Annotated in this window: 8 protein-coding genes; 1 reads left to right on the forward strand and 7 read right to left on the reverse strand. The window is 56.7% G+C overall.

The features are described 5' to 3' along the window. Nucleotides 1-53: 53 nt before the first annotated feature. Entirely contained in the window at nt 54-2,405 is a 2,352-nt protein-coding gene (lptD, locus tag ABFI50_RS12585; protein ID WP_014882508.1) for an LPS assembly protein LptD, read from the reverse strand. 239 nt (nt 2,406-2,644) lie between these two features. On the opposite strand from lptD, the gene djlA reads away from it, so the two are divergent. Continuing rightward, nucleotides 2,645-3,460, forward strand: a complete 816-nt coding sequence (gene djlA / locus ABFI50_RS12590; protein ID WP_014882509.1) for a co-chaperone DjlA — start codon at nt 2,645-2,647, stop codon at nt 3,458-3,460. A gap of 30 nt (nt 3,461-3,490) precedes the next feature. Here the strand turns inward: djlA and rluA are convergent, their stop codons facing one another. From rluA to araB, 6 genes are all read right to left on the reverse strand, one after another. Further along, nucleotides 3,491-4,150 carry a bifunctional tRNA pseudouridine(32) synthase/23S rRNA pseudouridine(746) synthase RluA gene (rluA, locus tag ABFI50_RS12595; RefSeq protein WP_023332069.1) on the reverse strand — a complete coding sequence of 220 codons (660 nt, stop codon included), beginning with the start codon at nt 4,148-4,150 and terminating at the stop codon, nt 3,491-3,493. Between the two features lie 13 nt (nt 4,151-4,163). Further along, nucleotides 4,164-7,070: an RNA polymerase-associated protein RapA gene (rapA, locus tag ABFI50_RS12600; protein ID WP_014882511.1), complete on the reverse strand. Its 2,907-nt coding sequence runs from the start codon at nt 7,068-7,070 to the stop codon at nt 4,164-4,166. Between the two features lie 128 nt (nt 7,071-7,198). Then, nucleotides 7,199-9,556, reverse strand: coding sequence for a DNA polymerase II (polB, locus tag ABFI50_RS12605; RefSeq protein ID WP_347484176.1), 2,358 nt, complete (start codon nt 9,554-9,556; stop codon nt 7,199-7,201). A gap of 115 nt (nt 9,557-9,671) precedes the next feature. Then, a complete protein-coding gene (gene araD / locus ABFI50_RS12610) occupies nt 9,672-10,367 on the reverse strand; it encodes an L-ribulose-5-phosphate 4-epimerase (protein WP_014882513.1) in 696 nt (231 codons plus the stop codon). A 47-nt stretch (nt 10,368-10,414) separates the two neighbouring features. Continuing rightward, nucleotides 10,415-11,917, reverse strand: a complete 1,503-nt coding sequence (gene araA, locus ABFI50_RS12615; protein WP_014882514.1) for an L-arabinose isomerase — start codon at nt 11,915-11,917, stop codon at nt 10,415-10,417. A gap of 10 nt (nt 11,918-11,927) precedes the next feature. Continuing rightward, nucleotides 11,928-13,637: a ribulokinase gene (araB, locus tag ABFI50_RS12620; RefSeq protein ID WP_087529139.1), complete on the reverse strand. Its 1,710-nt coding sequence runs from the start codon at nt 13,635-13,637 to the stop codon at nt 11,928-11,930. Between the last annotated feature and the right edge of the window lie 11 nt (nt 13,638-13,648).

Genomic DNA, 13,648 nt, shown 5'->3' on the forward strand with positions numbered 1-13,648 from the left:
ACTTTTTCCATTTCAATTAACCGCAAAGCGGATTACGTTGTAAATCAAATACATTACAAGGAACTACGGTATGGCAGGATGTTCGAACGCAGCATCTGCTGGGTGCCCAGGCCGTAGTTGGAACTCAGGCCGCGCAGTTCGACATTAAAGCCAATCACGTTATCGTATTTGCTCTGATTGTTTTGAGTATCCCAGCCGTTAAGCTTACGTTCGTAGCCGACACGCAGCGCATAACAGCAGGAGTTATATTGCAGACCCACCATCTGGTCAGCAGGTTTATTGGCGTTAGTGTCAAAGTAGTAAGCGCCTACGATTGACCAGCGATCGGCGATAGGCCAGCTTGCTGCGCCACCCACCTGCGAAATCCCATCTTTGTATTGGTCAGCATTGGCGTAGTTCGGCAATGTCGCCTGAATATATTCCGGACTGGCATAACGGTACGTCAACTGCATCATACGGTCTTCATCACGACGGTATTCAATGGCTGCACTGCTCGTCGCGATATTGTCCAGTCGCGTATCGTACTGCAACCCACCGCGCAGACCCCAGCGATCGGTCATGCGCCAGTAGGTATCACCCGCCCACACCAGTGACCCCGTTTTGTTGTCTTTCTCCCAGTTAATGTCGTCATCACCCGTACGAGACTCGGTGAAATAGTAAATTTGACCAACAGAAACGTTAAAACGTTCAACGGCAGATTCATCATAAACGCGCGTTGTGACACCGGTCGTTAACTGGTTAGCGGAAGCAATTCGGTCGAGACCACCGTAGGTACGGTCGCGGAACAGGCCGCTATAGTCCGATTGCAGGAAAGAGGAGTCGTAGTTCTGAATCTTGCTCTGATCGCGATAAGGCACGTAAAGATACTGCATACGCGGTTCAAGCGTCTGAGTATAGCCATCCGCCAGGAGTGCCATATCACGTTCGAAAATCAGTTTACCGTCCATCTTAAACTGGGGGAGCGTACGGTTTACTGATTCTTCAAGATCGGTACCATAGCGATTGTTGTACCAGTCCAGATTTTTCTGCTGATAGTGCGTCGCCATGAGCTTGGCTTCGGTATTCAGACTTGCCCAGTCATTTGACCAGGGCAGGTTGACCGTCGGCTCAATATGAACGCGTGTGGATTCTGGCATATCCGAGTTGGTATTAACGAAATGCACCGCCTGAGCGTAGACGTGGGTGTCGAAAGGACCGACATCGTTTTGGTACCAGTTCACGTCCAGTTGCGGTTCAGCACCGTAGGTACTTGCTGTTTGGGTATTAAAGACCTGGAACTGCTTGGTTGACACCGTGGCGTTAAAGTTTTGAATGGCATAGCCAACGCTGAATTTCTGCGTGGCATAACCATCGGTACTTGAACCGTACTTGGAGTCAAAGTCATTAAAGTAGTAAGGATCGCTGACCTTGGTATAGTCGACGTTAAAACGCCAGACCTGATCCAGTACCCCGGCATGCTGCCAGAAATACATCCAGCGGTGCTTGTCGCCTTCGGTCGGGTGCTCATCCTGGAAGACTTTATCTGACGGCAGATAATCCAGCTCCATCAGACCCGCACCGGCCTGAGTCAGGTAGCGGAACTCGTTCTCCCACATGACGTTACCGCGCTTATGGATATAGTGCGGCGTGATCGTGGCGTCCATGTTGGGCGCGATGTTCCAGTAATACGGCAGGTAGAACTCAAAGTAGTTCGAGGTGCTGTATTTGGCATTGGGGATCAGGAAACCCGAGCGACGCTTGTCACCCACGGGAAGCTGAAGATAAGGGCTGTAGAATACCGGTACCGGACCCAGCTTAAAGCGGGCGTTCCAGATCTCCGCGACCTGCTCTTCACGGTCGTGGATCACTTCGCTCCCGACCACGCTCCAGGTGTTTGACCCTGGCAGACAGGAGGTAAAGGAGCCATTTTCCAGGATCGTATAGCGGTTTTCACCGCGCTGTTTCATCAGGTCCGCTTTACCGCGTCCCTGGCGACCCACCATCTGGTAATCACCTTCCCAGACGTTAGTATCTTTCGTATTCAGGTTTGACCAGGCTTTCGGACCTTTCAGGATGACCTGATTGTCGTCATAGTGCACATTACCCAGCGCATCCACCGTTCGTACCGGCTCGGCCGCGCCTTCCGGCTGCTTCTGGTGCAACTGCACTTCATCTGCCTGCAGGCGGCTATTGCCCTGGTTAATATCCACATTGCCCGTAAACGTGGCGTTGTCAGGATAAGTACCCTTAGAACTGTCTGCAGTAATGGTTACCGGCAAGCTATTTGTATCACCCTGCACCAGTGGGCGATTATAACTTGGAACGCCAAGCATACACTGCGAGGCGAGATCGGCCGCCAGCCCCTGTTGACTGTACAGGGCGGTGCCAATCATTGTGGCCAGAAGGGTGGGGATACGTTTTTTCATACGTTGTATTTTATTGTTCCGTCATCAGTGGCTACGGCTTACAAACGCTCAGAGACTATCTTACTCATCAGCGCAGTACCAGCGTTAATCCTGCCCGTTTGCGTGCCAGAGTGTTAGGCTCGCTATCGAATGACGAGTATGATAAAGCAAATTATAGGCGATGTCCTTCAATTGACCGTGGCTTGAACACTGTGATGATGACGTTGCGTCGGCCAGGAATATGACTATCCGGGGAGTATATGCAGTATTGGGGTAAAATAATCGGCGTTGCGTTCGCCATCATCATGGGTGCCGGGTTCTGGGGAATCGTGCTTGGGCTCATTATCGGTCATATGTTTGATAAGGCGCGCAGCCGCAAAATGGCCTGGTTTGCGAATCAGCGCGAGCGCCAGTCACTCTTTTTCTCCACCACCTTTGAAGTCATGGGGCATTTAACCAAATCCAAAGGCCGCGTGACCGAAGCCGATATTCAAATCGCCAGCATCTTTATGGACCGCATGAATTTGCATGGTGAATCCCGTGTGGCCGCGCAGAATGCGTTTCGCATTGGGAAATCAGATAACTATCCGCTGCGTGAAAAAATGCGTCAGTTCCGCAGCATCTGCTTCGGACGTTTTGATTTAATTAGGATGTTTCTGGAAATTCAAATCCAGGCGGCGTTTGCTGACGGTTCACTGCACCCTAATGAACGTGATGTTCTGTACGTCATTGCAGAAGAGTTGGGCATCTCCCGAATGCAGTTCGACCAGTTCTTACGCATGATGCAGGGCGGCGCGCAGTTTGGCGGGGGGTATCACCAGCAGTCGTCCGGCGGTGCATGGCAGCAGGCGCAGCGTGGACCGACGCTGGACGATGCCTGCAACGTACTTGGCGTGAAACCCACTGACGATCAGACCACCATCAAACGCGCCTATCGCAAGCTGATGAGTGAGCATCACCCGGACAAACTGGTCGCGAAAGGCTTACCGCCGGAAATGATGGAGATGGCGAAGCAGAAAGCGCAGGAAATTCAGAAGGCTTACGAGCTGATTAAAGAGAAGAAAGGTTTCAAATAAAAAAGGGCCCGACAGTGTCGGGCCCTTTTTTCAGAAGTCCACCGGGGCGTTAAACGTCATCGTGTTACCGAAGGCCGGATGGGTAATGGTCAGCGTCTGGGCGTGAAGCTGCAGACGCGGTGCTAACGCCAGCGCTTCCGGCGGCGCGTAAAACCGGTCGCCTAAAATCGGATGACCCAGCGCAAGCATATGCACGCGCAGCTGGTGTGAACGTCCGGTAATCGGCTTAAGGAGTACGCGCGCGGTGTTATCCGGTGCGTACTCCAGCACTTCATACTCGGTCTGCGCGGCCTTGCCGGTTTCATAGCAGACCTTCTGCTTAGGCCGGTTCGGCCAGTCGCAGATCAGCGGCAGATCGACCAACCCTTCTGCCTGTGCAGGATGTCCCCAGACGCGCGCCACGTACTGCTTTTTCGGCTCGCGCTCGCGGAACTGGCGCTTCAGCTCGCGCTCCGCCGCTTTATTGAGCGCCACCACAATCACGCCGCTGGTTGCCATATCCAGACGATGCACAGATTCCGCCTGTGGATGATCGCGCTGAATGCGCGTCATCACGCTGTCTTTGTGCTCATCCAGACGCCCCGGTACGGACAACAGGCCGCTCGGCTTGTTAACTACCATAATGTGTTCATCCTGATACAGGATGACCAGCCAGGGATCCATCGGCGGATTGTAGGGCTCCATTACCATTTTTTTGCTCCGCTTACTGATGCGTGACAACAATCAGACGCAATGCGTCCAGTCGCCAGCCCGCCTGATTCAGGCTTTCCATAATTTGCTGACGGTTGCTTTCAATGGCAGCCAGTTCATCGTCACGGATGTTCGGGTTCACCGCCTTCAGCGCTTCCAGACGGGACAGCTCCGCTGAGAGTTTCTCATCGGCCTCGGTGCGTGCAGCATCGATCAGCGCACGGGCGGCTTTCTCGATCTGGCTTTCGCCCAGCTGCAGAATGGCATGCACGTCCTGCTGTACCGCATTCACCAGCTTGCTGCCTGTATGGCGATTCACCGCGCTCAGCTGACGGTTGAAACTCTCGAATTCAACTTGCCCTGCCAGGTTGGTACCGTTTTTATCCAGCAGCAGACGCACAGGCGTTGGCGGCAGGAAGCGGGTCAGCTGGAGCTGTTTTGGTGCCTGGGCTTCCACAACGTAGATCAGTTCTACCAGCAGCGTACCCACCGGCAGTGCCTTGTTCTTGAGGAGTGAAATCGTGCTGCTACCGGTATCGCCGGAAAGGATCAGATCCAGTCCGTTACGGATCAGCGGGTGTTCCCAGGTGATGAACTGAGCATCTTCGCGGGACAGCGCCACATCACGCTCGAAGGTGATAGTACAACCATCTTCCGGCAGGCCCGGGAAATCCGGCACCAGCATGTGATCGGACGGGGTCAGGACAATCAGGTTCTCGCCGCGATCGTCCTGGTTAATTCCGACGATGTCGAACAGGTTCATGGAGAAGCTGATCAGACTGGTGTCATCATCTTGTTCTTCAATGCTTTCAGCCAGCGCCTGCGCTTTCTCACCGCCGTTGGAGTGAATTTCCAGCAGGCGGTCGCGACCCTGCTCAAGCTGCGCTTTCAGCGCTTCATGCTTCTCGCGGCAGGATTTGATCAGATCGTCAAATCCGTCACTGTTTTCCGGTGCGGCCAGGTAGCCGATCAGATCGCTATGCACCTGATCGTAAATGGTGCGGCCCGTCGGGCAGGTATGCTCAAACGCATCCAGACCTTCGTGGAACCAGCGCACCAGCACGGACTGGGCAGTTTTTTCCAGATACGGCACGTGGATCTGAATATCATGCGCCTGGCCGATACGATCCAGACGACCGATACGCTGTTCCAGCAGATCCGGGTTGAACGGCAGATCGAACATCACCAGATTACTGGCAAACTGGAAGTTACGGCCTTCAGAACCGATTTCCGAGCACAGCAGAACCTGTGCGCCACTGTCCTCTTCACCGAACCACGCCGCCGCGCGGTCACGTTCAACGATGGACATCCCTTCGTGGAACACGGCGGCGCGAATACCTTCACGCTCGCGCAGCACCTGCTCAAGCTGCAGCGCGGTAGCCGCTTTGGCGCAGATCACCAGCACCTTCTGGGAGCGGTGGGCGGTCAGGTAGCCCATCAGCCACTCCACGCGCGGGTCGAAGTTCCACCAGGTACCGGTATCGCCTTCAAATTCCTGGTAGATTTGTTCTGGGTAGAGCATGTCGCGGGCGCGCTCTTCCTGAGTTTTGCGCGCGCCCATAATGCCGGAGACTTTGATCGCCGTCTGATACTGCGTCGGCAGCGGCAGCTTGATAGTGTGCAGCTCGCGTTTCGGGAAGCCTTTGACGCCGTTACGGGTGTTTCGGAACAGCACGCGGCTGGTGCCGTGGCGGTCCATCAGCATGTCGATGAGCTCTTTACGCGCAGGCTCCGCGTTATCGCTATCGCTGTTCGCGGCCTGCAGCAGCGGTTCAATATCCTGCTCGCCAATCAGCTCGCTCAGGGTGTTGAGTTCCTCATTAGAAAGACGATTGCCTGCCAGCAGCATGGCCACGGCATCCGCGACCGGACGGTAGTTATTCTGTTCTTCCACGAACTGCCCGAAATCGTGGAAACGGTTTGGGTCGAGCAGGCGCAGACGGGCGAAGTGGCTTTCCAGACCCAGCTGTTCCGGCGTTGCGGTCAGCAGCAGGACGCCAGGGACGCGCTCCGCAAGCTGTTCGATAGCCATATACTCGCGGCTTGGCGCGTCTTCGCTCCAGACTAAATGGTGCGCTTCGTCAACGACCATAATGTCCCACTCGGCATCGCACAGGTGCTCAAGACGCTGCTTGCTGCGGCGCACGAAGTCCAGGGAGCAAATGACCAGCTGTTCGGTTTCAAACGGGTTGTCGGCGTCGTGCTGCGCTTCGGCATAGCGTTCGTCGTCAAACAGGGAGAAGCGCAGGTTAAAGCGGCGAAGCATCTCGACCAGCCACTGGTGCTGCAGGGTTTCAGGCACCACGATCAGCACGCGCTCGGCGGCACCGGAAAGCAGCTGTTGATGCAGGATCATACCCGCTTCAATGGTTTTACCCAGGCCCACTTCATCGGCCAGCAGTACGCGAGGTGCATGGCGACGGCCCACGTCATGGGCGATATTCAGCTGGTGGGGGATCAGGCTGGTGCGCTGACCGCGCAGGCCGCTCCACGGCATACGGTACTGTTCACTCTGGAACTTGCGCGCGCGATAGCGCAGCGAGAAGCGATCCATACGGTCAATTTGCCCGGCAAACAGGCGGTCCTGCGGCTTACTGAAAACCAGTTTGCTGTCGAGCAGCACTTCACGCAGGATGACATTGGCTTCGTCTGTATCAAGACGCGTACCAATGTAAGCGAGCAGTCCATTCTCTTCTTTTACGTCTTCAATCTTGAGCTGCCAGCCGTCATGGCTGGTCACGGTGTCACCCGGATTGAACATCACGCGGGTTACAGGGGAGTCATTGCGAGCGTACAGGCGGTTTTCACCGGTGGCAGGGAAGAGGAGGGTAACCATACGCGCATCGACGGCAACGACGGTTCCTAATCCAAGTTCGCTTTCTGTATCGCTGATCCAGCGTTGACCAAGTGTAAAAGGCATAGTTGTTCGGCTCTAATCTTTAATTGCAGGCAATAGTTCGACCCCCGTCAAAAAAGACGGTCATCGAAAAATGGGTCCGGGAATGGAAAGGGCGCTATGGTACTGGATGGCAGCCATTTCGTCACGTGTCAAAATAGGCCAAGTTGCCCTGTCACTAGTGTAGCAAAATTGTCGTCGATGAAGGGCAAAATTCCGTCGGCGACCGGCTGAAGCTGACGCGTCAGGTAGTGATCGTAATCGAGCGGTGAGTATTGATAATCCACCGGTTCCGGGCCGTTAATGGTCCAGACATATTTGATCGTTCCCCGGTTCTGATACTGCGGGGCGCGGCCGCGCTTCACGTTCTCTTCATCCGCCAGGCGCGCGGCGCGTACGTGGGGAGGCACATTACGTTGATATTCTGCCAGCGGGCGGCGCAGGCGTTTGCGGTAAACCAGTTGGTTATCCAGCTCACCCGTCATCAGGCTGGCGATGGTTTCGCGCACGTAATCCTGATAGGGCTCATTGCGGAATACCCGCAGGTAAAGCGTTTGCTGGAACTGCTGCGCCAGCGGGGTCCAGTCGGTGCGCACCGTCTCCAGCCCTTTGAATACCATCCGCTGCGTGTCACCTTCCTGAATCAGCCCGGCGTAGCGCTTCTTGCTGCCCTGGTCGGTACCGCGAATGGTGGGCATTAAAAAGCGGGCGAAATGGGTTTCAAATTCCAGTTCTAACGTGCTGGTTAACCGCTCTTTTTGCAAACTTTCGCGCCACCAGGCGTTCACGAAGGCGACCAGTTCTTTGCCGATTCGCGCGGCGTCCTCTTCAGAATGGGCGGCTTTCAGCCAGACAAAGGTGGAGTCGGTATCGCCATAAATGACGTCATAGCCCCGGGATTCAATCAGCGCTTTGGTTTGACGCATGATTTCATGCCCGCGCATGGTGATGGATGACGCCAGTCTGGGGTCGAAAAAGCGGCAGGCGCTGGTGCCCAGCACGCCGTAAAAGGCATTCATAATGATTTTCAGCGCCTGCGAGAGGGGCTTATTGCCGTGACGCTTCGCCTCGTCGCGCCCGTGCCAGATGTTTCCCACAATTTCAGGCAGGCAGTGTTTTTCACGCGAGAAACGGGCGCCGAGAAAGCCTTCAGTGCTGTGCGCGTCGTCCGGCTGCGCCATCCCTTCCACCAGCCCCACCGGGTCAATCAGGTACGTGCGGATAATCGACGGATACAGGCTTTTGTAATCCAGAACCAGCACCGAATCGTAAAGCCCTGGCCGGGAGTCCATCACATACCCGCCGGGGCTGGCCTGTGGCGGTACGTCCCCGAGGTTGGGGGCAACGTACCCTGCCCGGTGCATGCGGGGGAAATAGAGGTGGCTAAAGGCCGCTACCGAGCCGCCGTGCCTGTCGGCCGCGAGGCCGTTTACCGTCGCGCGCTCCAGCAGGAACGGCATGATCTCGGTTTTATGGAAAATCTGCGTAACCAGCTCGCAATCTTTCAGGTTATAGGTGGCGAGCGCCGGTTTATCTTCATTAAAGCGTCGGTCAATCTCATCCATTCTGTCCCAGGGGTTGTCAATGGATTTGCCCTCGCCAAGCAGCGCCTGCGCTACGGCTTCAAGAGAGAATGACGAGAAGTTCCAGAAGGCGGATTTCAGTGCCTCGATGCCGTCGATAATCAGGCGGCCATTGGCCTGGGCGAAGAAGACGCCATTCTTAAAGCCGTGCTCGCGCCACTCCAGCTCGCTGTTGCCGCGCCCGAGTATCAGCGGAATGCGATACCGCTCGGCATGTTTTTGCAGCACGCGCAGGTCGAACTGCACCACGTTCCAGCCGATCAGGACATCGGGATCGTAGTCGGCAAACCACTGGTTAAGCTTCTCCAGCAGCTGGGGTCGGCTATTGACATATTCAAGCCGGAAATCCAGCGCGGACGCATCGCCATTTGGCGGCCCAAGCATGTACACAACCCGATCGCCGCAGCCTTCCAGACCAATGCAGTACAGCTCGCCGTGGCGGGTGGTTTCAATGTCCAGGGAGACCCATTTTAGCGGCGGGCGATAGCCCGGGTTAGGCTTCAGACGAGCGTTAACGAGGCGACCGTTTTGCGCTGTGCCATCCACCCAGACGGGCGCGGTAATAAACCGTTCCATCAGGAAACGCTCGGGGGGGCGGATATCCGCTTCGTAGAGCGTTACGCCCGCCTCGCGCAGCAGCTTTTCATAGCGCATCAGTTGACGATGGGCGCGACAGTAAAGGCCGTATACCGGCTGACGGTGGAAATCTTTCAGCTCAAGAGGGGTGATGCGCCAGCCGTTTTCGCCGCGCAGCAGTTGTTTGACTTTTTCGACGTGCGATTCAGGAATAAACGCCACGGACTCCTGCGGCGGCAGCGTTACGTGCAACGGGCCGCTGTCCGTCGCCAGCCAGAATTCAACCTCAGTGCCCTGAGGCGTATCCCGCCAGTGCCGGGTCAGTAAAAAGCCTTCTTGCGCCTGCGTCACACCGTTATCCCATAAACAAAACCAGGCTTGATTATAGCCTGGTTAAGAGGTGATTGCTGGGGTTTTATACAGTGTCTGTTTTGCCGGATGGCGCTGCGCTTATCCGGCCTACAAGCTACTGCCCGTAATACGCTTTCGCGCCGTGCTTGCGCAGGTAATGCTTATCCAGCAGGGTTTGCTGCATATCCGGTAGCTGTGGTGCGAGCTGGCGACAGAAGATCCCCATATAGGCGACCTCTTCCAACACAATGGCGTTATGTACCGCGTCTTCCGCGTTTTTACCCCAGGCGAAGGGACCATGGGAGTGCACCAGCACGCCAGGCATCTGCGCCGCGTCGATACCCTGTTTTTCGAAGGTTTCGACAATCACGTTGCCGGTTTCCCACTCGTACTCACCGTTGATTTCCGCCTCGGTCATTAAGCGCGTGCAGGGAATGGTGCCGTAAAAGTAATCCGCGTGGGTGGTACCCGTGGCCGGAATGGACTGGCCCGCCTGCGCCCAGATGGTGGCGTGACGCGAATGGGTATGCACGATGCCGCCGATGGTCGGGAATGACTGATACAGCAGACGGTGGGTAGGCGTATCGGAGGAGGGTTTTTTGTTGCCTTCCACCACTTCACCCGTTTCGATGCTGACCACCACCATATCGTCTGCCGTCATCACCGTGTAATCCACGCCAGAGGGCTTGATCACGAACACACCTTTTTCGCGGTCAACGGCACTGACGTTGCCCCAGGTCAGGGTCACCAGGTTATGTTTCGGCAGCGCCAGGTTGGCTTCGAGCACCTGTCGTTTGAGATCGTCTAACATTGTTGTCTCCCTGCCCGGTGAACACGGTGCCACCGGGCATTTCGTACTTAGCGTTTCGAACCGTAATAGACTTCGTTCCAGCGCAGCGCATCTTTGAACGCAGGCAGGCGGGTGTCGTTATCAATCACGGTCAGTTCGATATCGTGCAGCTCGGCGAACTGACGCATGTCGTTCAGATCCAGCGCGTGGCTGAACACCGTGTGGTGCGCGCCACCGGCCAGGATCCAGGCTTCTGACGCGGTTGGCAGGTCTGGCTGTGCTTTCCACAGGGCGTTGGCGACCGGCAGTTTTGGCAGTGAATGCGGCGTTTCAACTGCATCGACGCAGTTCACCAGCAGGCGGAAACGATCGCCCAGGTCGATCAGACTGGCGTTGATGGCCGGGCCCGTGCGGGTGTTGAAGATCAGACGAGCCGGATCGGCTTTACCGCCAATGCCGAGGTACTGCACGTCAAGAATCGGTTTCTCTTCCACCGCAATAGACGGGCACACTTCCAGCATGTGCGAGCCGAGTACCAGGTCGTTGCCGTTTTCGAAGTGGTAGGTGTAGTCCTCCATAAAGGAGGTGCCGCCCTGCAGACCGGTTGACATCACCTTCATGATGCGAAGCAGAGCGGCAGTTTTCCAGTCGCCTTCGCCTGCAAAGCCGTAGCCCTGCTGCATCAGACGTTGTACTGCCAGACCCGGGAGCTGTTTCAGGCCGTGGAGGTCTTCAAACGTTGTCGTAAAGGCGTGGAAGCCGCCCTGTTCCAGGAAGCGCTTCATGCCAAGCTCAATGCGCGCGGCATCCAACACGTTCTGGCGCTTGTCGCCGTTGATTTGTGCCGCAGGCGTCAGGCGGTAACGGCTTTCGTACTCGTCTACCAGCGCGCTCACGTCGCCATCGCTGATTTCATTCACTACCTGCACCAGGTCGCCCACCGCCCAGGTATTGACGGAGAAACCGAACTTGATTTGTGCTGCGACTTTATCGCCATCGGTGACCGCCACTTCACGCATGTTGTCACCGAAACGCACCACTTTCAGATGGCGGGTATCTTGTTTCGATACCGCCTGACGCATCCACGAGCCGATACGGTTTTGCGCCTGGCTGTCCTGCCAGTGACCGGTCACGACGGCATGCTGCTGACGCATACGCGCGCCGATGAAGCCGAACTCGCGGCCGCCGTGCGCGGTCTGGTTCAGGTTCATGAAGTCCATATCGATGCTGTCCCACGGCAGGGAGGCGTTGAACTGGGTATGGAACTGCAGCAGCGGTTTGTTGAGGATAGACAGGCCGTTGATCCACATTTTGGCCGGTGAGAAGGTGTGCAGCCACACGACCAGACCGGCGCACTTGTCGTCGTAGTTCGCGTCGCGACAGATATGGGTGATCTCATCCGGCGTTGTACCCAGGGGTTTCAGCACCAGTTTGCATGGCAGTTTGGCTTCCGCGTTGAGGGCATTAACGACGTGCTCCGCATGTTTCGTCACCTGCTGCAGCGCTTCCGGCCCGTACAGGTGCTGGCTGCCAATCACAAACCACACTTCATAATTATTAAAAATGGTCATCATCGTGTCCTTAATGGGTCAGGGTTGCCGTCGTGTCCGCGGTGTGTTTTGACGGGGCGGCGACAGGGAGATAGTGAAGTTCGGCGCTTTTTGCCCATTGCTGGTAGCGCTGATAAAGCTGTTCAAAGCGTTGTGCCTGCTGGGCACGTGGCTGGAGTGTGTTTTCGACGGCGCTCGCCATATGCTGCTGCGCGGTGGGGATATCCGCGTGGACACCGGCTGCCACGGCGGCGAAAATCGCCGCGCCCAGCGCGCAGCATTGATCGGACGCGACAATCTGCAGCGGACGGTTCAGCACGTCGCAGCAGGCCTGCATAATGACCGGATTTTTACGGGCGATGCCGCCCAGTGCCATCACGTTATTCACGTCGATACCCTGTTCGGTGAAGCACTCCATAATGGCGCGCGCGCCGAAGGCAGTGGCGGCAATCAGGCCACCGAACAGCGCAGGGGCGTCGGTCGCCAGGTTGAGATCGGTAATCACCCCTTTCAGTCGCTGGTTGGCAAACGGCGTGCGGCGGCCGTTAAACCAGTCCAGCACCACCGGCAGGTGATCGAGAGACGGATTTTTCGCCCAGGCTTCCGTGAGCTGTGGCAGAAGCTGTTTTTTGCTGTCGGCGATCTGGCTTTTCAGTTCAGGATGCGCAGCCGCGAGCTGATCCAGCGGCCAGCCCAGCACGCGGCCAAACCAGGCGTAGATATCGCCGAACGCGGATTGACCCGCTTCGAGACCGATGAAGTCCGGCACCACGCTGCCGTCAACCTGGCCGCAAATGCCTTTTACCGCGCGATCGCCAACGGTGGCTTTATCCGCCGTCAGAATGTCGCAGGTGGAGGTGCCGATAACTTTCACCAGCGTGTTAGGTTGTGCGCCTGCCCCCACGGCACCCATATGGCAGTCAAACGCGCCCCCGGAAATCGCCACGTTCTGCGGCAGGCCGAGGCGTTTTGCCCACTCTTCGCAGAGCGTGCCCACCGGAATATCGGCGGTGAAGGTGTCGGTAAACAGCGGGTAGGTCAGGTTTTTATTGATAATTGGATCGAGTTCATCGAAGAAGGCTGCCGGAGGCAGACCGCCCCAGCTTTCATGCCACAGGGATTTATGCCCGGCGCTGCAGCGTCCGCGGCGAATATCCTGCGGACGGGTGGTGCCGGAGAGCAGGGCGGGAACCCAGTCACACAGCTCAATCCACGATGCCGCAGCCTGCGCAACGGTCGCATCGGCACGGGTGACATGCAGGATTTTGGCCCAGAACCATTCGCTGGAGTAAATTCCGCCGATATAGCGTGAGTAGTCTGTTTTGCCCGGCTGATGGCAAAGACGGGTGATGGCTTCGGCCTCTTCCACGGCGGTATGGTCTTTCCACAGCACGAACATGGCGTTCGGGTTGTCGGCGAATTCCGGGCGCAGCGCCAGTACGCGGCCTTCGGCATCCACCGGGGCAGGCGTTGAGCCGGTGCTGTCGACGCCAATCCCAACGACATCGGCCCGCTGGGCATCCGTTAGCTCCGCGAGAACGGTTTTGACGGCCGATTCCATCGACTCGATATAGTCACGCGGGTGGTGACGGAACTGGTTATTTGGCGCATCACAGTAGCGCCCCTCTTGCCAGCGCGGGTACCACTCAACGCTGGTTGCTATCTCCTGGCCAGTCGTACAGTCCACTGCCAGCGCGCGAACCGAGTCGCTGCCAAAATCGAGGCCAATTGCAATTGCCATGGTGTTGCTCC

It is taken from the genome of Enterobacter sp. HNDS-6 (assembly GCF_039850505.1).
Taxonomy (GTDB): Bacteria; Pseudomonadota; Gammaproteobacteria; order Enterobacterales; family Enterobacteriaceae; genus Enterobacter; species Enterobacter kobei.

Bases quoted from the DNA above. Each gene is read 5' to 3' on its own strand.
- araB (WP_087529139.1), bottom strand. From the start codon at position 13,637: ATGGCAATTGCAATTGGCCTCGATTTTGGCAGCGACTCGGTTCGCGCG.
- araA (WP_014882514.1), bottom strand. From the start codon at position 11,917: ATGACCATTTTTAATAATTATGAAGTGTGGTTTGTGATTGGCAGCCAG.
- djlA (WP_014882509.1), top strand. From the start codon at position 2,645: ATGCAGTATTGGGGTAAAATAATCGGCGTTGCGTTCGCCATCATCATG.
- rapA (WP_014882511.1), bottom strand. From the start codon at position 7,070: ATGCCTTTTACACTTGGTCAACGCTGGATCAGCGATACAGAAAGCGAA.
- rluA (WP_023332069.1), bottom strand. From the start codon at position 4,150: ATGGTAATGGAGCCCTACAATCCGCCGATGGATCCCTGGCTGGTCATC.
- araD (WP_014882513.1), bottom strand. From the start codon at position 10,367: ATGTTAGACGATCTCAAACGACAGGTGCTCGAAGCCAACCTGGCGCTG.
- lptD (WP_014882508.1), bottom strand. From the start codon at position 2,405: ATGAAAAAACGTATCCCCACCCTTCTGGCCACAATGATTGGCACCGCC.